General features: G+C 38.2%; 15 protein-coding genes and 4 pseudogenes. 15 read left to right on the top strand and 4 right to left on the bottom strand.

Going from position 1 to position 25,249, the window contains the following annotated elements; all coding sequences use genetic code 11:
* Nucleotides 1-53: 53 nt before the first annotated feature.
* A complete protein-coding gene (locus V192_RS0105855) occupies nucleotides 54-389 on the bottom strand; it encodes a RidA family protein (RefSeq protein WP_025869890.1) in 336 nt (111 codons plus the stop codon).
* A gap of 193 nt (nucleotides 390-582) precedes the next feature.
* Here V192_RS0105855 and V192_RS19435 point away from each other — a divergent pair.
* From V192_RS19435 to V192_RS21980, 7 genes and pseudogenes are all read left to right on the top strand, one after another.
* A pseudogene (locus V192_RS19435) lies at nucleotides 583-1,529 on the top strand (ABC transporter permease).
* 15 nt (nucleotides 1,530-1,544) lie between these two features.
* Nucleotides 1,545-2,465 carry a carbohydrate ABC transporter permease gene (locus V192_RS0105845; RefSeq protein ID WP_025869888.1) on the top strand — a complete coding sequence of 307 codons (921 nt, stop codon included), beginning with the start codon at nucleotides 1,545-1,547 and terminating at the stop codon, nucleotides 2,463-2,465.
* Between the two features lie 128 nt (nucleotides 2,466-2,593).
* Nucleotides 2,594-4,059 (top strand): annotated as a pseudogene (locus V192_RS19430) (ABC transporter substrate-binding protein).
* A 174-nt stretch (nucleotides 4,060-4,233) separates the two neighbouring features.
* Nucleotides 4,234-4,848 (top strand): YesL family protein, encoded by a 615-nt coding sequence (locus V192_RS0105835; protein WP_025869886.1) that lies wholly within the window; start codon nucleotides 4,234-4,236, stop codon nucleotides 4,846-4,848.
* A complete protein-coding gene (locus tag V192_RS0105830) occupies nucleotides 4,841-6,565 on the top strand; it encodes a sensor histidine kinase (protein WP_025869884.1) in 1,725 nt (574 codons plus the stop codon). The genes V192_RS0105835 and V192_RS0105830 overlap by 8 nt, the downstream gene beginning before the upstream one ends.
* A gap of 107 nt (nucleotides 6,566-6,672) precedes the next feature.
* Entirely contained in the window at nucleotides 6,673-7,701 is a 1,029-nt protein-coding gene (locus tag V192_RS19425) for a response regulator (protein WP_239644582.1), read from the top strand.
* Nucleotides 7,671-8,168, top strand: coding sequence for a helix-turn-helix domain-containing protein (locus tag V192_RS21980; protein ID WP_239644581.1), 498 nt, complete (start codon nucleotides 7,671-7,673; stop codon nucleotides 8,166-8,168). Before V192_RS19425 ends, V192_RS21980 begins: the two co-directional genes overlap by 31 nt.
* A gap of 198 nt (nucleotides 8,169-8,366) precedes the next feature.
* On the opposite strand, the gene V192_RS0105820 is transcribed toward V192_RS21980, so the two are convergent.
* Both V192_RS0105820 and V192_RS0105815 read right to left on the bottom strand, forming a co-directional pair.
* Nucleotides 8,367-10,508 (bottom strand): GH92 family glycosyl hydrolase, encoded by a 2,142-nt coding sequence (locus V192_RS0105820; RefSeq protein WP_025869882.1) that lies wholly within the window; start codon nucleotides 10,506-10,508, stop codon nucleotides 8,367-8,369.
* 3 nt (nucleotides 10,509-10,511) lie between these two features.
* On the bottom strand, nucleotides 10,512-11,546 hold the full coding sequence (locus V192_RS0105815) for a GntR family transcriptional regulator (protein WP_025869880.1): 1,035 nt from the start codon (nucleotides 11,544-11,546) through the stop codon (nucleotides 10,512-10,514).
* Between the two features lie 160 nt (nucleotides 11,547-11,706).
* Here V192_RS0105815 and V192_RS0105810 point away from each other — a divergent pair, with 160 nt between their 5' ends.
* The 5 genes and pseudogenes from V192_RS0105810 to V192_RS0105790 all read left to right on the top strand — a co-directional run bounded on the left by V192_RS0105810 (nucleotide 11,707) and on the right by V192_RS0105790 (nucleotide 20,832).
* Nucleotides 11,707-12,996 (top strand): glycoside hydrolase family 125 protein, encoded by a 1,290-nt coding sequence (locus tag V192_RS0105810; RefSeq protein WP_025869878.1) that lies wholly within the window; start codon nucleotides 11,707-11,709, stop codon nucleotides 12,994-12,996.
* A gap of 24 nt (nucleotides 12,997-13,020) precedes the next feature.
* A pseudogene (locus tag V192_RS19420) lies at nucleotides 13,021-15,710 on the top strand (alpha-mannosidase).
* 18 nt (nucleotides 15,711-15,728) lie between these two features.
* The gene (locus V192_RS0105800; protein ID WP_025869877.1) at nucleotides 15,729-16,598 is read left to right on the top strand and encodes an ROK family protein; all 870 of its coding nucleotides are present in this window, start codon (nucleotides 15,729-15,731) and stop codon (nucleotides 16,596-16,598) included.
* Nucleotides 16,595-17,893 (top strand): family 20 glycosylhydrolase, encoded by a 1,299-nt coding sequence (locus tag V192_RS0105795; RefSeq protein WP_035010941.1) that lies wholly within the window; start codon nucleotides 16,595-16,597, stop codon nucleotides 17,891-17,893. Before V192_RS0105800 ends, V192_RS0105795 begins: the two co-directional genes overlap by 4 nt.
* 191 nt (nucleotides 17,894-18,084) lie before the next feature.
* Nucleotides 18,085-20,832, top strand: a complete 2,748-nt coding sequence (locus V192_RS0105790) for an endo-beta-N-acetylglucosaminidase (RefSeq protein WP_025869875.1) — start codon at nucleotides 18,085-18,087, stop codon at nucleotides 20,830-20,832.
* An 89-nt stretch (nucleotides 20,833-20,921) separates the two neighbouring features.
* Here V192_RS0105790 and add read toward each other — a convergent pair whose 3' ends face one another.
* A complete protein-coding gene (gene add, locus V192_RS0105785) occupies nucleotides 20,922-21,935 on the bottom strand; it encodes an adenosine deaminase (protein ID WP_025869874.1) in 1,014 nt (337 codons plus the stop codon).
* A gap of 192 nt (nucleotides 21,936-22,127) precedes the next feature.
* Here add and V192_RS0105780 point away from each other — a divergent pair, with 192 nt between their 5' ends.
* From V192_RS0105780 to V192_RS0105770, 3 genes and pseudogenes are all read left to right on the top strand, one after another.
* Complete coding sequence (locus V192_RS0105780; protein ID WP_025869873.1) at nucleotides 22,128-22,613, top strand: AmiS/UreI family transporter; 486 nt, start codon at nucleotides 22,128-22,130, stop codon at nucleotides 22,611-22,613.
* A gap of 174 nt (nucleotides 22,614-22,787) precedes the next feature.
* A pseudogene (locus tag V192_RS19415) lies at nucleotides 22,788-23,815 on the top strand (LacI family DNA-binding transcriptional regulator).
* A 123-nt stretch (nucleotides 23,816-23,938) separates the two neighbouring features.
* Entirely contained in the window at nucleotides 23,939-25,240 is a 1,302-nt protein-coding gene (locus tag V192_RS0105770) for a pyrimidine-nucleoside phosphorylase (RefSeq protein ID WP_025869872.1), read from the top strand.
* The last annotated feature ends 9 nt before the right edge of the window (nucleotides 25,241-25,249 follow it).

The raw sequence follows: 25,249 nt of genomic DNA, 5'->3' as shown, positions 1-25,249 counted from the left end.
CAAAGAGAGTAAGTCCTAATGCCATTGGGACTTACTCTCTTTGATTTTTAAGCTTAAAATGCGGCAATACCATCGATTTCCACTTTAAAATCTGGATCAATCAGCCCTGCAACAACGACTAACGTAGCGGTTGGTTTTGACTCCCCTATAAAATCTGCTAACACACCTCTAACGCTTAATAAATAAGAAACGTCTGTAATATAAATAGTGATTTTGACTAAATCATCTACTGTTAAATCATGCTCATGTAAAGCGGCTGTGATTTTTTCCAATACAACCTCTGTTTGTTCTTCAATACTTTGTGGTGTGTGTCCCTCTTTGCTTGGTGTTTGACCAGAAATATACAAGCACTTGTTACTAGCGATTTTTGTGTTTTGATAAATTTGCATGGGAGTTCCTCCAATCGATTTTATGCCTTCATTGTATCATACTGATTAACAGTGCTTCGTTAAGTAAGCTATCTGATGTATTTTTCCCAACATCTATATTTTCTATAAGAATATCTATATTTTGTTTATTTTTATTTCTATTTGAAAGCGCTACAATTCTATTGTAGACAATTTGATGAAAGGAGTTGGGGAAATGAAGAAAAAATCAAAGAGCTCGCTTTTCTTTACGAATATATGGCGATATAAAGCATTGATCTTGATGGCGATCCCTGCAATGGTCTGGATGATTTTTTTCTTTTACATTCCAGTATTGACCAATGTGGTCGCTTTTAAGGATTTTCATATTTCACCAGATGGGTTTATCGCTAGTTTGAAAACGAGTCCCTGGGTTGGTTTGGATAATTTCAAGTTTTTGTTTTCTTCGAATGATGCCTTCTTGATTACGAAAAATACAGTGTTGTACAACGTGACGTTTATTACATTAAACCTTGTCATTTCTGTATTTTTTGCAATCGTAATGAGTGAATTACGGAATAAGCGTTTGGTAAAAGTCTATCAAACGATGTCTCTTTTACCGTACTTCTTATCTTGGGTTATTATTGGGTATTTTGTGTATGCCTTTTTAAGCCCAGACAAAGGGATTTTCAATCAGTGGATCACAAGTCGTGGAGGTACACCAATCAATTGGTATAGTGAGGCGAAATATTGGCCGTTTATCTTAGTCTTTATCGGGACGTGGAAAGGGATCGGCTATAATAGTATCATCTATTTTGCTTCTGTTATGGGGATCGATCGACTTATTATGAGGCTGCGATGGTGGACGGTGCAAGTAAGTGGCAGCAAATCAAGAATGTTACAATTCCTCAATTATTACCTCTAATGACGATCTTGACGATTTTAGCTGTGGGAAATATTTTTAGAGCGGATTTTGGTTTGTTCTATAATGTTCCGCGAAACTCAGGTTCGTTGTATCAGGTTACGTCTGTTTTAGATACGTATATCTTTAACGGCTTGACAGCTACTGGAGATATCGGGATGACAGCTGCAGCTGGATTGTATCAATCAACAGTCGGTTTTGTCTTATTGATGATTACAAACGGGATCGTTCGTCGCTTCGACAATGACTCGGCATTATTCTAAGGAGGAGTGAAAACATTGAGGAAAAAGCCAGTTTCAAAAGTAGCAATTCGTTCGTTTAATAAACCAGTCAACTTCTTTTTTAATATTTTGATCGCTGTTTTTGCTCTATCTTGCATTTTGCCGTTCTTGTTTGTTGTCGCAATCTCACTGACGAATGAAACAGCATTAGCCGCGAACGGTTATAGTTTTTGGCCTAAGGAATTTAGTTTGTTCGGTTATACTTATTTATTTGATCAGATGCAGGATAAAATTTTTCAAGCGTTATTTGTGACAGTGTTAGTTACAGTAGTTGGCACCTTGATCAATAGTACAGCGACGTCACTTTATGCGTATGTGATTTCAAGATCTAATTTTCCATTCCGTCGTTTTTTTACAGTGTTTTGTTTGATCACCATGTTATTCTCACCAGGAATGGTCGCAAACTATATCGTGATGACAAATTTACTTCAATTAAAAGATACGATTTGGGCGTTGATTTTGCCAATGGCGGTCAGTCCGTTTAATATTATTGTGATGCGGACCTTTTTCAAACGCTCAGTGTCTGATTCGATTATCGAGTCGGCTAGGATCGATGGCGCTTCTGAGATGCGGATTTTTATTCAAATCGTGTTACCGTTAGCAGTGCCGGGAATTGCAACGATCAGTTTGTTTGCGGCCTTAGGCTATTGGAATGACTGGTTTAATGCACTCTTATATATTCAAAAAGATAGTTTGGTTCCACTGCAATATTTATTGATGAAGATTCAAAATAATATTCAATACCTGACTCAAAACGCTGGAGCTAGTAGTCAATTATCTGGCGGGATGGCAGCGATACCGGGAGAATCTGCTCGAATGGCGATCGTGGTTATTTCGACATTACCGATTGCGATCAGTTATCCATTTTTCCAAAAGTATTTTGTCAAAGGATTAACGATTGGCGGAGTGAAGGAATAAAAAAGCTAGCTACGCTTTTGCAATTGTCTAGCTCACGAAGCTTTTACTAAAATGAACAGATGTTGAAAAGTAAAAGGTGAAGTGAAGCAAAACGTTGTTACTATTTTAAATTACAAGGAGGAACAGGAATGAAGACGTGGAAAAAAGTAGTCGGTTTAAGTGCAGCAGTGGTTCTTTTAGGTGCGTTAACAGCATGTGGTGGAGGAAGTAAGGATAAGACGGACGGAAGTAGTAAAAAGGCAGATGAGAATACCTTACTGATGTATCAAATCGGGGATAAACCTGAGAATTATGATGCGTTGATGGAAGTTGCCAATAAGAGAATTGAAGAGAAAACAGGGGCTAAACTAAACATCCAATACATTGGCTGGGGCGATTACGAGAAGAAAATGAGTGTTATTGTCTCTTCAGGTGAAAATTATGATATTGCTTTTGCTGATAATTATGTGCCAAATGCGCAAAAAGGAGCTTATGCTGATTTAACAGAGTTAGCACCGAAGTTTGCTAAAGATGCTTATGACCAGTTAGATGAAGCGTACATCAAAGGGAATTTAGTAGATGGTAAGTTATATGCCTTTCCTGTGAATGGCAATGTTTATTCCCAACAAGTGCTGACATTCAACAAACAGTATTTAGATAAGTACAATTTATCGATCGATGGCATTAAAACATATAAGGATGCTGAAAGTGTGTTGAAAACGTTCCACGAAAAAGAACCGAATATTGCAGCTTTTGCGATCGGTCAAGGATTCAAAGTACAAGGCGATTATGATTTTCCAATTGGAATGGTTATCCGTTTGCCGTCAGTCTAAATGGTGATACGAAAAAAATCATCAACCAGTACGAAGACAAAGACTTTATGGATTCCCTAAAAACAATGCATAAATGGTATCAAGCAGGCTATATTCCATCAGATGCAGCAACAAGTAATACAGAGTTTCCATTGGAAGGAAATACTTGGTTCGTTCGTCAAGAGACACAAGGTCCTTACGATTATGGTGATACGATTTTAAGTAACGCTGCAGGACAAGAATTAGTATCTAAAGCTTTTACCACACCATTGAAGTCAAGTGATCAAGCCCGGATGGCTAACTTTGTTGTCTCAAATACGTCTAAAAACAAAGAAAAAGCTGTAGAAGTGCTAGGTCAAATCAATAGTGATCCAGAGTTGTTAAATGGTTTAGTTTGGGGTATTGAAGGAGAAGCGTGGGAAAAAATTTCTGGTAAAGAAGACAAAATCAAGTTGTTAGATGGTTACAAACCAAATACTCACTTACCTGCTTGGAATACCGGAAATAACAAAATCTTATACACACAAGATAGTATTACGGATGAAATGATCAAAGAGCGTGACGAATCAATTGCTAAAGCAGAAACATCTCCGATTTTAGGGTTTAACTTTGTGACGTCAAATGTAAAAACAGAAATGAGTAATATCGCAAACGTTATGAGTCAATATTTGGACGGCTTGAATACGGGAACCGTTGATCCAGAAGAAACTGTTCCTAAACTAAAAGAAGCACTTGTTAATGCCGGATATGACAAAGTTTTAACTGAAATGCAAAAACAATACGATGAGTTTTTGAAAAAATAAAACAGGTATAGTCCGTGGAACCAAGTGATTCGATGCTGCATCGTTTTTGCTTGGTTCTTTTAAAAAATAATTGGATTAAAATGCGTAGTATTATTTTATGCAGCAATTTTTTTATTTGGAATATCCTTAATAGTTATTTATTATATTAATAGAGATAAAGAAAGGGCGAGTTAGATGGTTGGAAAAGCATTAGAAACGTTATTCATTAAAATCTGGGTCATTGTAAAATTAAATTTGTTTTTTTGGTTATTCAGCTGTTGCGGGTTGCTTGTAGCTGGTATTGGTCCAGCTCTGAAAACGATCAATGAATTATTTATCAGTCACGAATTCAATTACAAAGAGATCACGTTAAAAGAAGGCTGGAGTCGTTTTAAGCAGAATTTTATTAGAGGGAATGTGCTTTTTTACGGTACTATTTTATTGTTAGCACTCTTAGCATACAATTTGTTTTTATCGGTTCAAATCCAAGGCTTGTCCTTTTTGATGATCGATTTTCTTTTAGTTTTTGCAATGATTTATGCATTGGTTACTTTTCAGTACACGTTATTATTAGACAGCTATTATGAGATCGGGTTAAAAAATTTGTTGAAGCTAGCATTCATTTCAACATTATCTAATTTTACAAATTTATTGAAAATCGCGATTGGTGTAAGTGTGATTTTATTTGTCACGTGGAAATTCAAAGGCTTAATTTTATTCGGCACTTTTTCTATGATTCAAATCTGGAGTTTCACTGCGACCAAATCATGGCGGCAAACGATCGATCAGCGATTGGAACTTCATGCGTAAAAAGCAACCTTCTTCCTTTAATGAAAAAACGTTACTGAATCGATTGCTGAAAAATTATGCCTTGATCCTTGTTTCCTTGATTTTGGTTGGCATGTTCAGTATTGGTATGAATACCTATTGGCAGTCAATGGGAAGAGGGGAGATCACCGCTCAAGAGGCTGTAGATACAATCAGTCGCTCGATCAATGATAAGAACATACAAGGTAAAACCATGTTGAATAGTTTGAGAGACAATCAAGATAAAATCAACAATTTAAATCGTTATATGGATATGTCGATTTCAGAGTATTTGACGTATTCTTTTGATCAACAATTAGAGAGTGGTAGCTACTTATTTTTGCCAGGCCAAGTAAAAAATTTTTATACCATGTATGATAATATCGAATCGATCATCATTGTTTTGAACAATTATAATGACTACTATCTTTCTAGTGTAGAAGATAAGAGTGGTAAGAAAATCAATGGGACACCGCGTCTGAATAATAAGTTTTATTTAGCCTATCCAATCACGAATCCTGTGACCTTAGAAGTTCTAGGAAGTTTTTATGTTGAGTTCTCTCAAAAAGATATAATCGATAGTTTGACTCATTTAACGACATTCGATGGATTATCTGCTTATGTATTTTCCAGCACAGGGTATCAACTATTGACCTATACAGAAAAGAATAACGGGATAGAGCAACAACTGATTCAACAAAAAATGAAAGAAACATCTGCGTTGCCGATCCAAAAATTGATGGAAGACAATATATTGGAACATCTGCAGACAACAAGTGGGTTTGATATTTTAGTGACAGTCTCCAAAGAGAAAATTCTGACGCATGTTCTTTTTGAACTGCGTATTTTGATGCTGGGTGGTTTGGTGCTGATTTTACTGCTGTTATATTTACTTTATCGCACCTTTACGAAGTATTCTCAGCAAGTTGATATTATTATGGATTCGATGGCGCTTGTATCTGAAGGAGACTTGAATACGCGAATCAATGAACAGGAGACGCAATTTGAGTTAAAAGAGCTCTCAATCGGGATTAACACGATGCTGGATAATATTGAGCAGTATATTTCCGATATTTATAAGCTGGAAATCAAGCAGCAAGATGCACATATGAGAGCATTACAGTCGCAAATCAGTCCGCATTTTTTATATAACACTTTAGAGTATATTCGCATGTACGCCTTAAGTGAGGGGAGTGAGGAGCTTGCGGATGTTGTGTACGCCTTTTCCACCTTACTTCGGAATAATACTGATCAGGCTAAGACCACAACCTTGGAAAAAGAGCTGAGTTTTTGTGAAAAGTATGTGTATTTATATCAAATGAGGTATCCAGATCGAATTGCGTATCACTTTGAGATCGATGAGGCATTGAAGGAACTGGTTTTACCGAAATTTTCAATTCAGCCGTTGATCGAAAATTATTTTGTTCATGGTATCGATTTTTCTAGAAATGACAATGCTATCAGCGTGAAAGCGCGCTTAGTTGATGGACAAGTCAAGATCTTGATTCGGGATAACGGCAAAGGGATCTCAGTGCAAAAGCTAGCATTGATTCAAACAAAATTGCAGAGTGATCAAATTGAACTGCATGACTCAATTGGGTTGCAAAATGTAAACGAACGTTTGCGCGCTTACTTTGGATCATCATTTTTGATGACGATTACGCCAAACGAAACAAAAGGGATTGCAATTATGCTATCTTTTGACGCACCATTCTCTTAAAATATTAAAGTTAGAAAAAGATCAAGGTAAGGTCGCTAAAAAAAGTCATCGTATTCCACTGCAAAATCATTTTGTGACAAGTAGTCTCAGAGTAAAGGAGTAATAAAATGAATTACAATGTTTTACTGGTAGATGATGAATATATGATCGTAAATGGACTGAAAAAAATTATTTCGTGGGAAGCAGAAGGTTTTTCCATCAAAGGGACCGCCAGAAATGCCAAAGAAGCACTGACGATGATGGAGACAGAGGCGATTGATCTAGTGATCACTGATATTACGATGCCGGAAATGACAGGGTTAGAATTCATTGAAGCTGCTCAAAAAGAGGCAAGGGAATTTGAGTTTATGATCCTTTCTGGTTATCAAAAATTCGATTTTTTAAAAGGCGGTTTGCAATTGGGGGCCATCAATTATTTGATGAAACCCGTCGATAAGATCGAGCTTTTAAAAAGTGTCAAAAAAGCAAGAAAACGTTTGGATGATCGTAATCAGCAGGAAACTAGAAATGGCTTGTATAGTGAAATTTTATTGTCTCAATGGGTGAATGGTGAAATTGACAAGGACAGTTATGAAGAGTTGGATCGATTGGTCAATACGGCAGAAAAGTCAGAGTGGACAGTTTTATTGATCGAGGTAAATCGTGAGAAAAAAATCAATGTCATTGACTGGCTGGAAAATCAGCAGCAATCGTTGTTGTTTACTCGGAATCTAGGGGATAAAAGCCTGATTGTACATATATTAAAAGGTGGTAAGTATCAATTGAACCAATTGTTAACTGCAAATCCTTTACAGGTCAATGAAGACGATAGCTGGTTGATAAGTGTCGGTGAGACGGTCAGTGATTGGGAAGATGTACCGGACAGTTATGAAAAAGCTAATCAGACGCTGCAACGCTATAAGTTTTATGAAGCAAGTGGCAGTAATGTGCTATATTCTGTTTTTTCAGATGATTTTGATCTTTCGGCAGATATTATTAATTTTAACAAAACCTTGATGGTGGGAGACTTTACTACGATCGAGACTACGATTGCTGAAATTTTTACTAAAACACAAAAAATCGGCGCTCGCCAGAAGATGTTCGCCATATTACGTTTATGCTTTTTATGGATATCTATCGTCGTTTTAATCATTTAGATGAAGGGGAGTATCAGCAAGTTTTAGATGATATCAATCACTCATCGAATGCAGATAAACTACATGATATTCTGTCTACTACAGTGACTCAAATCACCCGGGAGAAAATAGCATACGATTATTCAGAGAATGTTCAAAAAGTAATTGATAAAATTCGCTCAGAGTATACGAGCGAATTAACTTTGAAATGTGTAGCTCAATCGTTGCATCTTAATGTAATGTACTTGGGGCAACTATTTAAAAAAGAAACAAAGAAGAGTTTTTCACAATATTTGAACCAATATCGAATGAAAAAAGCGCAAAACCTGTTACTCTATACGGACGATAACGTAAATGAAATCGCTGATAAAATAGGCTTTAACAACAGCACATATTTCTCTCAACTGTTTAAAAAGATGAATGATCTAACCCCAAAAGAATTTCGAGAAAAATACAAACATCATTATAACTCAGTGGGTGAAGAATAGGTGAAAAAGAGTCCGGGACAAAACTAAAAATCAGTTTTGTTACGGGCTCTAAATCCGAATAAACGGTGGGATCAGAAGCAACCCCTTCGGAAATAAGAAGAGATTCACAAAAATTTGAAGAGCAATTTTCGTGAATCTCTTCTTATTTCTCGGGGTTAAACACTTCTGACCCAACCTCTTTTCGTAAATAAAACGTTATTAAATACTAAATGGAAGTTGCTCTTCTTTGTATTGTCTTGGTCTAGGCACGATGCCTAAAGTAAAGTCGATCGTACCACCATTCATCAAGCTGTCATGAGTGAAAACTAGCCCCTCATGTAAAGAATCATTGTAACGAATATGATCAACAAATTGTTGCTGTTCCTGATTTGGACTAGTAGAAATATTCAGTGTTTCACCGTTAGATAAATGAATAATCGCTTTATCAAACAAAGGCATGCCAATCACGTATTCACCTGAACCAGGGCAAACAGGGTAAAAGCCCAATGAACTAAAAATATACCAACTAGCCATGCTTCCATTATCTTCGTCACCTGGAAAACCAGTGGGACCATCATTGAATTCTTGACTCATCAATTGTTTAAGTAACGGTTGAGCAAATTCCGGTTTACCAAGGTAGCTAAATAAATAAGGGAAATGAAAACTCGGCTGATTAGAAATCGCCAATTGCCCAAATTCTGTGGCAGCCATTTCACTCATTTCATGAATTTCAAATCCATACCCGTCCACATTGAAAACAGGTGCCTGATTACATAAATCAATCAATTTTTCTTGGAAGTTGTCTGGTCCACCATAAGCTGATATCAAGCCTTTAAAATCATGATATACAGCAAAACTGCTCTGCCAAGCACTACCTTCAGCGTAGTCTTCACCCCATTGATGACTATTAAATGGTTGCTTGAACGTTCCATCTATTTGTTTTGCTCGCATAAAGCCAGAATGAGGATCGAAAATAGTTAAATAGTTTTTGGCTTGTTTTGTATAATGTTCAGCGATTTTATGTTCTTTCAAGGAGTTTGCAACTTGGCTGATACAAAAGTCACTGTAACAATAATCTAAGGTATGGTTGACTGACTCGTGATAGTTAGCAGGAACATATCCATAGGTTAAATAATCATTGGTTCCTTGTCTGCCATAATTTGGATTCTCGCTTTGAATCGTTGCGCCTTTGATCATAGCTTTTAAAAATTCAGGCATCAAATCAGGACGGATATTTTTCACTGCAGCATCGGCAACTACAGCATCGATCAACGTGCCCGGCATCAAGCCTCGTTCATCAGGTGAAAGCCATTTAGGCAAATAGCCGCTTTCTCGATAACTGTTTAAAAAACCTTCCAGCATTTCAGCATATTTTTCTTGAGCAATCAATGAATAAAGTGGATACACCGTTTTATAAGTATCCCAAAACCCATTATTTGTATAGAGAAATCCTGGTTTTACTTCTTTAGCCAACGTATCATAATGAATAATTTTGTCGTTAGCATCTTTTTCATAAAATGTTTGCGGGAATAAAAAAGCACGATATAAATTATGATAAAAGGTCGAACGACGCTGCTGGTTCTTATCTTGAATCTCGATTTTATTCAGATAATGAGACCACTGCTTTTCTGAGTTTGCAAGGTAGTCTGCTGGTTGCCAATGAGCTTCACGAGACAAATTTAACTTCGCTTGTTCTAAACTGATAAACGACGTACCAAACTGGACTACTTGTTCTTTAATATTCCCAAATGAAAAAGTAATACACTCATTTTCGCCTGTTTGCTCGACAGGTTTTTCAAAAGTTAAAGCTTGGTCAAAGTGCAATGTAAAATAAAAAGAAAAATGCTTATCCTCACAACCTGCGTAGTTTATTATAGAGCCGGAAACGGTATGTTTATCCTCGACAGTAAGTTGATATTTTCCAGGGAGTGAAAGTAAAAGTCCAGCATCTGCTTGTGTGTAACTTGCTGTTAAGACACCACCATACATACTTGGAATCAGACGAGTTGTCAGTTGATAGCGCTGTGCTGTCAGTTCTAAATAACTAGGTTTAAAAACGCTTTCATCTGGTCGGTAAGAAGACTGAGCATGAAAGACAGTCGATTCTTTTAGTTTGCCGTTAAAAGGCAACATAACCAAATAACTAAAATCCCCCATCCAAGGACTAGGCTGATGTGTCAAACGAAATCCTTGAAAGACACGATCGCGAGGATTGAACCACCAACTACCGTTATCTCCATTTGTCTGAGGTGCAAAATAATTCATGCCAAAAGGCACACCAGTATAGGGTAAACAATTACCATTTGAAAAAGAATGTTGATTATCGGTTCCGTGTCTAGTATCGATAAGTGTTGGTTTCATACATTAATTCTCCTTTGTTGAGTGTCGAATAATTTGTTTTACTGGAACTTGTTGATCTGCTGGAATCACTTGTTTTTCGATCCATTCTATCAGCATCGTACCTGCAAGTTTGCCCATCCCTTTAAAATCCTGAGCAATCGTGGTTAAAGAAGGATCGATCAATGAGGCAGCTTGGATATTATCGAATCCGATAATGGATAATTGAGTTGGTATATCAATGTTGGCTCGCTTGGCTTGGTTCATTAAAGAAATCGCTACTAAATCATTTTCGCAGACAACACCAGTAATCGCATTTTCTGAAATATAAGCAATGACATCGGAGTTTTGAAACGCTTGTTTATCTGTTAAAGCGGTGTGAAAAGATAAGTGCTGTTCTTTCGTCGCATGAATGTAGCCTAAATAGCGCTGCCGTACAGATTGAGGTAGTGTTTCTTCTCCGAAAATATAAGCAATCCGCTGATGACCTTGGGTTGCTAAATAAGATGTCGCCATTGCACCACCTGAAAAGTTATCTGATTGAATAGTGGGATAAGGCAGATCGTGGATCTTTTTATCTAAGATAATGACTGGAAATTGCTGAATAGACAACTCGAATAACGTATCTAGAAAATCTTCAGTATTATGTGCATAGTAGATCATCCCATCAAAGTCTTCAATGATATCAGCTGCTTGTTTATTGATCAAAAATTCCGAAGAAGACATGATTACTTCATAATGATGTTCACTTGTGACAGGTGCTAATCCCTCATTGAAGTTCCCTAGAGAAAGATCATTTACAAAGGGAATCAAAAATAAAATACGTGATACTTTTTTCTTCATTGGTTTCCGTTTTTGAACATAGCTGCCTTTTCCTTGAATGCGATAAATCAGTCCTTGGTTTTCAAGTTCTGTCAGAGCTCGTTTAGAGGTGATACGACTGACATTATACGTTTGAGAGAGTTCCTTTTCTGTTGGAAGTTGGGCATTTTCTGGTAATTTTCCAGTTTCGATTGCTTGCAATAAGTCATCGGTTATTTTTTTATACAATGGTTTTGACATAGTTGTTCTCCTAAATGTTAAATGATATATCATTGTTGTTAGTTTAACATAGAAAGAAAAAGAGTTCAATTTAAAAATATTAATAAAAACAGTAGACAAAACGCTTTCATTAGCATATACTTTCGTTGTTAAATGATATATCAACTATTAGGAGGTACGTATGACTTATAAAAAAATACCAAATTCCGTTCAAGCTTTTATGGATAAAATCACTCAAATGTGTGGGGAAGAACATGCTGGTTGGGCAGAGAACTTCAATGCGGCTTTTGCCAACACATTGACGACAACGGTTAAAAGGCAAGCGGATGGAACTACGTTTTTACTAACAGGAGATATTCCTGCAATGTGGCTGAGAGATTCTACAGCTCAAGTCCGTCCTTACTTAGTTATCGCCAAAGAAGATGAAGAATTGAGAGATATGATTTGTGGTCTGGTCCAACGTCAATTTTTCTACATCACGATCGACCCATATGCTAATGCATTCAATGAAGAACCGAATGGTGCCGGACATCAGACCGATCACACGACGATGAATCCATGGATCTGGGAGCGAAAATACGAAATAGATTCACTCTGTTACCCCGTTCAGCTCGCATACTTGCTATTTAAAAATACGGGATGTCAGAAGCAGTTCGACGAGAATTTTGTAGCAGGTGTGAAAAAGATTTTGACGGTTTTTAAAACAGAACAAGAACACCAAAATTTAGCCTATACATTCGAACGCGATACTACGCGTTTAGAAGACACACTTGTAAATGAAGGTCGAGGCAGTGAGGTCAGTAAAACAGGAATGACCTGGTCTGGCTTTCGTCCAAGTGATGACGCTTGCCGTTACGGTTATTTAGTGCCATCGAATATGTTTGCAGTAGTTATTTTAGGCTATATCGAAGAGATTTTTACTGAGATACTGCCTGATCCAGAAATCGTAGAACAAGCGGCTTCTCTTAGAAAAGAAATCGATGCTGGGATTCAACGATTTGGTAAAACAGACAATCAATCTGGGAAAGCTATCTACGCTTATGAGGTTGATGGGTTAGGCAACGCCAGCATCATGGATGATAGCAATATTCCTAATTTACTTGCAGCACCTTATTTAGGTTATACAACAGTTGAGGACTCCACATATCAAGCGACTAGGCAAACAATTTTAAGTAAGGAAAATCCTTATTTTTATGAAGGAAAATACGCTAAAGGAATCGGTAGTTCTCATACGCCAGAAAATTATATTTGGCCGATCGCATTGGCGATGGAAGGCATGACGACAAAAAACAAGTCAGAAAAAGAACGAATCTTGAATTCTTTAGTAGCCAATGACGGAGGGACACACTTAATGCATGAAGGATTTGATGTTGATGATCCGAAAAATTATACACGTGAATGGTTCTCTTGGGCTAATATGATGTTTTGTGAACTGGTAATGGATTATTTTGATATTCGAGTTGAACAATAAAAAGAATGGATGGAGTGTAAAATTATGAAGAAAAAAGTCTATATCATTTCTCATTCTCATTGGGATCGTGAATGGTACATGCCGTATGAACAACACCATATGCGCTTAGTTGAGCTGGTAGATGACGTGTTGGAATTGATTGAGACCGATCCGGCATTCGATAGTTTTCATTTGGATGGTCAGACGATTATTTTAGATGATTATTTACAAGTTAGACCAGAGAAGAAATCCGCCGTTCAAAAAGCAATTACGGATGGGAAACTACGAATCGGACCATTTTATATCTTGCAAGATGATTTTCTAATCAGCTCTGAATCAAATGTGCGCAATATGCTGATTGGTAAAAAGGAAAGCGAAAAATGGGGACCGGAAGTCAAGCTAGGTTATTTCCCAGATACGTTTGGTAACATGGGGCAAACACCACAAATGATGAAACAGGCTGATTTAGACGCAGCGGCTTTTGGTCGAGGAGTGAAACCAGTTGGCTTTAACAATGAAGTGTTAGAGGATGAAAATTATACCTCACAGTATTCAGAAATGTGGTGGCAAGGACCGGATGGTAGTACTATTTTAGGGTTGTTGTTTGCTAACTGGTACAGTAACGGTAATGAAATACCAGCTGAAAAAGAAGCGGCTTTAATGTTTTGGAACCAAAAGTTAGCTGAAGCTGAAAAATTTGCTTCTACGGATCATTTATTGATGATGAATGGCGTCGATCATCAGCCAGTCCAAAAGGATATTACCAAAGCAATCGCCTTGGCAAATGAATTATTCCCTGAATATGAATTTATTCACTCAAATTTTGATGAGTACTTAAAACAGATGCGTCAAGATTTACCAGACAAAGTTGGAACAGTCCAAGGAGAATTGACGAGCCAAGAGACGGATGGCTGGTTTACTTTAGCGAATACGGCTTCAGCAAGAGTTTATTTAAAACAATGGAATACCACTGTTGAGCGCCAACTGGAAAATGTGACAGAACCATTAGCTGCAATGGCCTATGAACTAACACAAAGTTATCCGCACGATCAACTTGATTACGCTTGGAAATTATTGTTACAAAATCATCCCCACGATAGCATTTGCGGCTGTTCGGTCGACGAAGTACATCGCGAAATGATTCCGCGGTTTGAAAAAGCGAATGAAGTCGGGAAATTTTTGGCTGAAGATGCCTTGACTCACTTAGTTAAAGCAGTCGATACAAAGCAGTTTGCCGACACAAGTTATCCATTTGTTGTATTTAATACATCGGGGTATCAAAAATCAGAAATCACGAAAATAAAAATAGAAATCGAGAGAAAGCCGTTTAAGGAAGGGATACCTCATGAATTATGGGCAGAGCTTGCTGAAAGTCAAACTCCAACTTTTGAAGTGATTGATTCTGAAGGTCAAGTAGTACCAGCCTTGATTTCAAATCCTGAAGTTAGCTTTGGCTATGATTTGCCGAAAGATCGTTTCAGAGTACCATATATGGCTAAATATGTGGAAATAGAACTGCCTATAAATAACATGCCAGCCTTTTCGTGGGACTCTTTTGCATTGCGAGAAACAAAAACGCCAGTTGGCAAAACAGACTCAATGGTCGTAAATGAAGAAAATGATGTGTTGGAAAATAGCCGCTTGAAGGTAATGATCAATGGTGATGGAACATTAGAAGTCTTGGATAAAACGTCAGGCAGAATATATAACAAATTACTGACGATTGAAAATACTGGAGATATCGGAAATGAATATATTTTTAAACAACCAGAAGATACGACTCCACTTTTATCTAGCGGGCTTCCAGCAGAAGTTTCCATAGTGAAAGATGAATCTTTCATGGTGCAAGTCAAGATCATTCAACGCATGATGATTCCCGAATCTGCGGAAGATTTATTGGAACAAGAACAAAAATCTGTCGTCGATTTTCGTTATAGAAAAGCCAAGCGCTCATCAAAATTGAAAGAATTAACGATCGAAACAGTAGTAACGATGGAAAAAGATTCTCCTCGATTGAGCTTTGAAACAGCTTTAAATAACCAAATGAAAGACCATCGCTTGCGGATGCTATTTCCAACAGGGATAAAAGCAGAGACACACGAAGCAGATAGTATCTATGAAGTGGTTACGCGACCAAATCAAGTTAGTAAAAGTTGGGAAAATCCAACCAATCCTCAGCATCAGCATGCATTTGTTAATATCCATGATGAAAAGTCTGGGATAACGGTTTCAAACTTTGGGTTAAATGAATATGAGGTTTTACCAGAAGCAAACACGATTGCGCTAACTCTTTTAAGAGCCGTTGGTGAAATGGGCGATTGGGGGTATTTCCCAACGCCAGAAGCGCAGTGTATCGGACAGCACACGTTTAAATATGGCGTTGATTTTCATGGGGAAGCAATGGATCGATATGCTACGTACAAACGAGCGTATGCAGCGCAAATTCCTTTTAGTGTAAAACAAACAACAAATCATGCAGGGCAATTAAAGGCAAAAGATGCCTATTTAACAATTGAAGGCACAAATTTGCAGTAACAGCAATGAAAAACAGTGAGAAGAATCAAGCCCTTGTTGTGAGAGGGTTCAATATGAGTGATAAGTCAGATGAGGTCGTGATAGAAAAAAGTACTGGCGCAAATTCTTATTTATTAAACTTACTAGAAGTGAAACAACCTGGAAAAGTAACGAACAACCTAGAAGCCTATGAAATTCGTACAATTGGATTTGACCGATAAGAAAGAGAAGTGATTTTGATGGAATATTATGGATCGATCGAAGCTGGTGGGACTAAATTTGTCTGTGCAGTAGCGGATGAAGATTTACAGATCATTGAACGAATCAGTTTGCCTACAACATTACCAGAAGAAACATTAAATCAAGTCTTTGAATTTTTTGATAGCTACCAATTGAAGGCGCTAGGAGTAGGTTCGTTTGGCCCAATCGATGTTAATCAGAAATCCAGTACGTATGGTTATATTACTTCTACCCCAAAAATAGGCTGGACAAATATGGATCTTTTAGGAGCGCTAAAAGCACGCTATGCTATTCCGATTGCTTGGACTACTGACGTAAATGCAGCTGCTTATGGTGAGATTCACTTGGGTGCCGGAAAAGGGACTCAAAGCTGTATCTATCTGACTGTCGGAACAGGGATTGGCGGCGGCGCTGTTGTGAACGGGGCTGTGTTGCAAGGGTTTAGTCATCCGGAGATGGGGCATATCACTGTTCGACGCTATCCTGATGATACATTGGAGTGCGTATGTCCTTATCATGATAATTGTCTAGAAGGGCTAGCTGCTGGACCTGCATTGGAAAAAAGAACGGGAGTCAAAGGACAACTATTGGAAATGGATCACGACGTCTGGGCAGTTGAAGCTTTTTATCTAGCGCAGGCTTTGATGAACTATACATTAGTTCTTTCGCCAGAAAAAATCATCTTAGGCGGCGGAGTGATGAAGCAGACCCAGCTTTTTCCGAAAATTCGTGAATCATTAGAACAACAATTAGGTGGCTATGTTTCGTTGCCTGCTTTGGATGAGTATATTGTTGGCTGTGATTTAGGTGATAACAGTGGTACTATGGGCTGCTTGTTGTTGGCAAAAGAAAAAAGAGGTTTGGCGTGAAAGGTGTCGAAGTAGTTCGTTTATTCGATGTACAAAATATCAGTTTTTATATGGATCAGGCTTTTGACGCAGAGCGCCAGAGAATAGCTTATTTATATTTACGATTACTAAATAAAAAAATCCGTTTTGTAAAAATACCTGAGGAGGCTGATGTTATCGTCAGCTTTTCGTCAGAAGCAAAGAACACTTTTATAATAGATACGGCTGAACAAATCGCGGTTCAGGCGGATAGTCGATCGACTGCGTTTCGTGGCGTTATGTATTTAGCGAAATTGTTAAAAACAGGAGCGGAAATCATATCAGGACAATTTTTCGAGGTTGTAACAGAACGAATCGTTATGTTGGATATTGGCAGGAAGTATATTTCGCCGAAAGGACTACATCGAATCTTAGAAGAAATGGCTCTGTATGGCTGTAACTTTCTGCAACTGCATTTTTCTGAAAATAATGGTTTTCGAATTGAATCGATACACTATCCTGAACTGGTTTCTGATGAATTTCTGTCAATTGCCGAGGTGAAAGAATTAATTCGTTACGCAGCCTACTTATCGATTGAAATAATTCCTGATATTGATACGCCAGGGCATATGGAACATTTGTTAAAAGCTTATCCAGATTGGCAATTGTTGATACAAGAGGAAGCAGGGGGCATTGGGAAAGTTCCTGCCGCGTTAGATATTACAAATCAACAAGCGGTGTCCTTTGTACTCTCGCTATACCAAGAGTATCTGCAGTTGTTCTCTGATAGTCGCTATTTCCATATCGGTGCAGACGAGTTTGTGGCATTCGATCAAATGGATCGGTATCCAGCCTTGAAAGACGATGGCATTTATAAATTTGAAAACTATGTCAACACAGTCGCTCATTTTGTTGAGGAGCACGGATTTATCCCTAGAGTTTGGAATGATGCGTTTTTTAGAAATAACCAACGCTCTATTCTGACAAAAAATGTTGAAATTACCTATTGGACGAAATGGCAAAAAGAAATGGCGCCTGTTCAAACCTTTTTGGACGAAGGCTATTCTGTCATTAATTTTAATGATAATTACCTCTATTACGTACTTGGTGAGAATGCTGGGTATACGTATCCTACTGCAAAAAAAATAAAAGAAAAATGGCAACCTGAGTTATTCGCGTCACACCAACTAGTTTCCCCAACTGAACAGCAACAAGTCAAAGGCGCTGCTCTGGCAGTTTGGTGTGATAAACCAAAAGCGAAAGAAGAAGAGGAAATCATAATAGATCTTATAAAATTGATGGACGGATTTTCTTTTCATTTCTACAAAATCAATTAATATGGCAGCTGAGATGGAGAGTATAAAACTTGACGTTTCAGCTGTTTTTAACGATTCACCATGAATAAACCTATACTTTTTGATATAAATGCTATAGTTTGTCTATTTATAAAATAGAAAGAAAGCGCTAACATTTTGTGTGAGAATGAATAATACTGAAATCGGGTAACTAACTTAAGGAGGTTCATTCAGTGAAAAGAAAAACGTGGAGAAGTGTGTTTTATTGTTCAGCTGCTACACTTGCTATCATGACGGGTGTGAATCTGACGCTTACGTCAACTGTCTATGCAGAATCATCTGAATTGGGAAGTAATCAGGAAAGTGGCATTCCCGTGTTTGAGCAAATGCCGGAATCAACAGCCTTATTTCCTGAGACGTTGTTAAATTGGAGTCCTAAAAGTGATCCAGATGCACCGTTTAACGTATCCAAAGTTCCGTTAGCCGCTCGAGTTCAAGGAAAAAAATCAAATGCAGACCAAAGTACAGAGGCAAAAGTACTATCGATCGCAATCGTGAATCGTCATACAAAAGGCACGCCGTCACAAGGTGGAACGGATAAAGCGGTCTATAATTTTACAAATTGGCAATATGTAGATACGTTGGTTGCGTGGGCGGGTTCATCAGGTGAGGGAATCATTGTTCCGCCTAGTGGTGATGTCACTGATTCAGCGCATAGAAATGGTGTCCCTGTAGTTGGAACGGTATTTTTTCCGCCAGAAGCGTATGGTGGAAAGAGTGAGTGGGTAGAACAATTTGTTCAAAAGGACCAAAAAGGAAGATTTCCGATGGCGGATAAATTGTTGGAAATGTCCCAAGCATATGGTTTTGATGGGTGGTTCATTAATCAAGAAACTAACGTTGATGCACAAACGGCTGCTGGGATGAAGGAAGTTATGAATTATTTACAAGCGCGAAAACCAAAGAATCAGCAAATTATTTGGTATGATTCTATGATTCCAAGTGGTGCTGTAGCGTGGCAAGGAGCACTCAATGAGATGAATCAAGGATATTTTCAAGAGGGGAAAAAGCGTGTTTCAGATAAGATGTTTATTGATTTCCGTTGGCAAGGACTTCAGTCATCGAATGAAAAAGCAACACAATTGAAACGTAGTCCCTACGATCTTTTTGCTGGAATCGATGTGCAGGCAAATGGTGTAAATACCAGACGTAAACCAAGCAGTATTTTGGGCGAAGACGGACATCCGTTGGTTTCCTTAGGTCTTTATTGTCCAGATTGGACATTACGAGATGGTGGGCAGTATGATATCGATCAGTATTGGGAAAATGAAAAATTACTATGGATAAATCCACAAGGAGATCCGCGTGCAGTAGAAACTCCTAACAGTGAATGGCAAGGTGTTTCACGTTACTATGTAGAAAAAACGCCCATCACGAAGTTGCCGTTCTTGACGAATTTTAACGTGGGAAATGGCGATGATTTTTATAAAAATGGCACCAAAGTCAAAGAAGGAACGTTTAATAACCGAAGTATTCAAGACGTAATGCCAACCTATCGCTGGGTCATTGATAATGAAGAGGGCAACCAGTTGAAGGCTGCAGTTAGCTATGAAGATGTGTTTAATGGCGGTTCTTCTATCAAATTGACAGGGCCGATGGCAGCGGACAAGAACACATTTATCAAGCTTTACGCTACCAAAATAAAAGCTAGTGCTTCTGAAACAGCATCGATCATAACGAAAGGTGCAGATGAAATGTCATTAATCTTGGAATTACAAGGAAAAGAAAAACCATTGATTATTCAAGGGACTAAGCAACCTCTAGAAAATGGTTGGATACAAACGACTTATTCACTTAAGCCGGCAGTTTGTCAAACGATTACAGCGATTGGTTTGAACATAAAAAATGCTCAAACTGAAACAGCTTCTATCTATTTAGGTCAATTAAGAATAGGGAAAGAAAAATCAACACCAATCAGCGCTGTCAGTAATCTTGAGTTTTCTGGAAAAACGATTGTGGACGATCTGACAGAAAGTATTCGAATGAACTGGCAGACAAAAGGGAAGAACACTGCATCTTATCGTATTTATCGAGAAGTTGCTGGTCAACTACAGTTTGAAGGTGAAACAGCAAATACGTCGTATACGCTATTAAATCAAGAGCGAACAGGTGACACGGCTAACTATCAAGTGGTACCAGTCGATCAGTATGGTCGGGAAGACCAAAGAAAAGGAGCGGCGGCAGTTTATACATTTGAAGCATTGAAAAAACCAGAAATAACGATCAATGCTAGTAGTACATTGTTGTCAGTGGGTGAAACAGTAACCTTATCGGCGGAGGTTTCTAAATCGACTGAAACGGTTAATTGGGAAGTGATGGGAGCGACACCTCAAAACGCTTCTGGCGAAGAAGTGACACTTTCTTTTGCAAAATCTGGCATCTATACAGTTAAAGCAGTTGCAGTGAACACTTCAGGTGAAACGGAGGTTATCAAAGAAAATTATCTCTATGTCTACGATCAAAATGCTGGCATCAAAATAGAAAACTTAGCGACTTTACCGACGACAACGGCTACTCAAGGTTCCGGCTACACGAATGAGCGTGAAAGTTATCGTTTTGCACTAGATGGAGATCCAAAAACAAAATGGTGCGATAATGGTAGTGATAAACCGTGGATGATTGCAGATCTAGGCGCAGAGAAAACAATTTCTGGATTTGAGCTTTTTCACGCTGGAGCAGGTGGTGAAAGTTCTGATTGGAATACAAGAGATTATGACATTTCTGTGAGCCATGATGGAAGCGATTGGACAACGGTTGTTCAACATCGAGGTAACACAGCAAACAATAGCAAAGATGCAATCGGTTTGATTGAAGCGAGATATGTCAAACTGTCTTTAGAAAAAGCAGAACAAAATGGCAAGACAGCTAGAATTTATGATTGGCAGATCATTGGAGTCGATCAAACAGGCATCATCAAATAGTACATTTTAAAACGTAGCAGAGTTAATTAGGATGGAAAAAGGCAAAAAGGGCGATTCGAACGCCATTTTGCCTTTTTGATGGGTTTATATTAAAGTTGATAGCTGTTTGCTAATTGTTCATGAAGAACTTGTTTTTCACTTTCAGGGATAAATGCGCCGTTCACTGCGTTGTGGTTTAATTTCTCCATATCTGCATAAGTGATGCCATACCATTCATGAAGTTTCATGTATTCATCCGTTAAGGTTGTATCAGAAACCGTTCGATTATCAGTATTGATACAGACGTTGATGCCAGCATCGATAAATGTTTGGAATGGATAATCGGCTAATTTAGTGACGGTCTTCGTTTGGAAATTACTGGTAGGGCACATTTCAATTAGAACATTGTTCTCTCGCAGTAAAGAAAAATATTCAGGTGTATCTTTTACGGCGATACCATGTCCAATTCGTTTAGCACCTAAATAAATAGCATCAGCTACATTTTTCCCACACCCGCATTCACCTGCGTGAAGTGTTAGAGGGATGGATAATTGATTGACTAGCCCTAACGTTTCTTCAAAAGTATAAGGAGGAAAATCTTGTTCATTTCCTGCAAGATCAAAGCCAGCAATACCCTCTTTTTTGAATTCTTCGGCTAATTGAACAATTTTTTCGATCGCTACAGTTTCTTCGTGTCGCATGCCGCATAATAAGGCATTGCTTTTTACACCGTAAAGTTGTTGTCCCTGCTCGAGACCCGCTAATACAGCTTTTATTATCTTAGGCAAGGAAAGTCCTTTTTCAGTATGGAGAGAAGGGGCGAAACGGACTTCAATGTACTGAATATGCTCTTCAGCTGCTTGACTAATAACATCGAGTGCTGCGGCTTTTAAAGCTTCTTCGGTTTGTAGGCAGGATAAGACTAAGTCAAAACGTTCTAAGTAGTCATTTAAGTTTTGGCAATCAATAGGCGCAACTAATAGTTCTTTTAGCTGATTGTCGTCATTGGGTAAAGCGATGTTTTGAGGCTCTGCTATTTTCCGTAAGGTTTCTGGGCGTATAGAACCATCTAAATGACAATGTAGCTCGATTTTTGCTAGTTTTTTGACTTGCTCTCGTTTCACGATATCTTCCTCTCTTTTCTTTTAATGCTATCGGTTTCGTTGATAAGTATTTTGAAGACTTTAACATGCGGAGTGCCCTCTGTCAATAAGAGGAGATGTGAACTGAAATTAGGAGTAGTTTTTTTAGACGAATTAAAGTAAAATAGTCCCGTAGAAAACAAGTTTGTTTGATTAGTTATTGGAGGGTTTATTTTGTTAGGAGTCGGATTATTATTTGTAGCAATCACGCTGATCAGCAATGGTTATTGTGGGTTAGCAGGAGTGGATAAAAAATCGACAGGATTGATTAATTTACTTACAGGAAGTTTGTCTTTTATCATCAATACGATTTACTTGTTTAGAGGCGCTTATTATGATGCTGGTACAGGATATTTATTTGCCTTTACCTATCTGATGGTTGGCTTGATTTATGTGTTTAATTTAGATATGCGTATTTATGGGATATTTGCTTTATTTGTAGCGATCAATACCATACCTGCAGCATATATTTCTTATGCAGTGGATGGAGATTGGCGGTTTGCTTTGATTTGGCTGTCGTGGGGGATTTTGTGGATGACTGGCTTTATTGAATATGTTCTAAAAAAGGAAATCGGGAAACCTGTCTTGTATTTTGCGATATTTGAAGGAATCGTTACTTGTTGGATTCCAGGACTATTGATGCTGACGAACAATTGGTAAGATAAAAGCAGTCTGTTGAAAAAAATCGACAGGCTGTTTTTTGTGCTAAATTTTATAAAATGTTTGCTTAAGCTATTTTATTCTAGTAAATTCTGATAAACTAGGTTCATTCGAGACGTGTTTTGAAAACGTTGACATGGTTGGTAGGTCTTGTCGATAAAGGGAGAATGAAGTATGAAATTGACTATTAAGGAAATTGCAGATATGGCGGGTGTTTCTGTCACAACGGTATCTCAAATCATCAATAACAAAGGCAGTCGCTTTAGTGAGAAAACGAGAAACAAAGTGTTAGCTGTAGTGGAGGAATTTGATTACAAGCCGGATTATTTTGCCTCTAACATCATCACCCGTCACTCAAAAACGATTGGGATGGTCGTGCCGGATGTGACAGATTTTTTCTTTGCGAAAGTCATTGAAGGGGTAGAAACCTATTTAAATTCACTAGGTTATATGATTTTGTTGTGCAATTCTAAGCATGATGAAGACAAGGCAACGCAATATGTTACTGAATTGATCCATCGTTCGGTGGATGGAATTATTTTTGCAACACCAAATATTTTATCATCAGATCACATTTTGAAGAATAAAAGCAAACGGAAAGTTCCGGTGATTCTCGTCGATCGTGGGATCAATCCACGTGAAAATGGTCGCTTGATCGTGAAAGAATATGAGGCGCTTACCGAGCCGTTTGTTTTTTGATTGAGCAAGGACATAGACACATTGCGATGCTGACAGAAAATGATGGGTATTATCAGCTGACAGAAAGAGTAACAGCCTATCAGCATGCACTAAAAGATTATGGAATCCCAGTGAGGGAAGCATACATGAGCAGTGGGGACTTAAATCTAGGCGGCGGCTATACGGCGGCCAAAAATGTATTGAAGAATCCGCAAATTACAGCCATTTTCTGTGGAAATGATGAGATGGCGATGGGGGCTTATCAGGCGATTGAAGAGTCTGGCAAGAAAATTCCAAATGATATTTCTGTTATCGGGTTTGATGGATTGGAAATTTCAGAATATCTAGTGCCAGGGCTAACGACTGTTTATCAGCCAAGCTTTGATATCGGTTTTTATGCGGCGCAATTTTTAGTAGAATCGATCAATGATCCAGATAAGAAAATCCCGAATAAGATTTTCGATACAACATTTATTTCGAGAAATAGCACGAAATCGATTGACAATCTGGGTGATTTGATTTAATGTTCGTGTTATAAGCGTTTTCAAAATATGTAAGCGTTAGTAAACTGTTTTACTAAAAGGTTTTAACCTGAATGATTTTAGTGTATAATACATCCTTGGGGATTGATTCGGAGGAAAAAAAGCATGAGAATGGTAGATTTGATCGAGAAAAAACGTGATGGACAGGTTTTAACGAAAGAAGAGATCCAATTCATTATTACGGGTTATACAAATGGCGATATTCCAGATTATCAGATGAGCGCCTTTTTAATGACCGTTTTTTACAAAGATATGACAGATGAAGAAATTACCACATTGACGTTGGCGATGGCTAATTCGGGTGAAATGATCGATCTTTCCTCGATCCAAGGGATTAAAGTAGATAAGCATTCTACGGGTGGGGTTGGTGATACAACAACCTTGATCTTAGCTCCCCTTGTGGCAAGTGTGGGTGCGAGTGTCGCTAAAATGTCTGGTAGAGGTCTTGGCTATACAGGCGGCACGCTTGATAAATTAGAGGCAATCCCTGGATTTCATGTAGAGATACCAGATGAAGAATTTATCCGTTTAGTGAACGAAAGTCATGTAGCAGTGATTGGTCAGTCGGGTGATTTAGCACCAGCGGATAAAAAACTATATGCACTACGTGATGTGACAGCGACCGTTAATTCTATTCCCTTGATCGCAAGTTCCATCATGAGCAAAAAAATCGCAGCAGGTGCTGATGCGATCGTACTAGATGTGACAACTGGTGAAGGGGCTTTTATGAAAAATATCGATGAAGCTCGTCGTTTAGCTGAAACAATGGTTCGGATCGGACGTTTAGCGAATCGCCAAACGATGGCAGTGATTTCTGATATGTCCCAACCCTTAGGTGAGGCAATTGGAAATAGCTTAGAAGTTGTTGAAGCAATCGAGACACTTCAAGGAAAAGGACCGGAAGATTTAATGGAGATGTGTTACATCTTAGGAAGTCAAATGGTCGTTTTAGCTAAAAAAGCTGATACATTAGACGAAGCGCGTGCGATGTTGAAAGAAGCGCTAGAGTCAGGCAAAGCATTAGATAAATTCCGAGAAATGATTCGCAACCAAGGTGGAGATGACAGCATCATCGATCATCCAGAACGTTTATTAACAGCAAAATATCAAATAGAGCTACCAGCTAAAACGTCTGGCGTTGTTCAAAAACTCGTGGCAAATGAGATTGGTATCGCCGCAATGCTGCTAGGTGCAGGGCGGGCAACAAAAGAAGATGAAGTTGATCATGCGGTGGGAATCAAGTTGCATAAGAAAGTCGGTATGGCAGTAACATCTGGTGAGTCGCTGCTAACTATTTATGCCAATTCAGAATCAATCGAGAACGTAAAAGAACTTTTATATAAAAATATCGAAATCGGCAGTTCTGGGACTGAACCTGAGCTGATTCATGATATAATAACAGCATAAAGGATGTGT

Source organism: Enterococcus crotali (genome assembly GCF_000633635.1).
Classification (GTDB): domain Bacteria; phylum Bacillota; class Bacilli; order Lactobacillales; family Enterococcaceae; genus Enterococcus_L; species Enterococcus_L crotali.
Note: the sequence above shows the minus strand (reverse complement) of the source record. Positions and strands in the feature narration are given on the sequence as shown.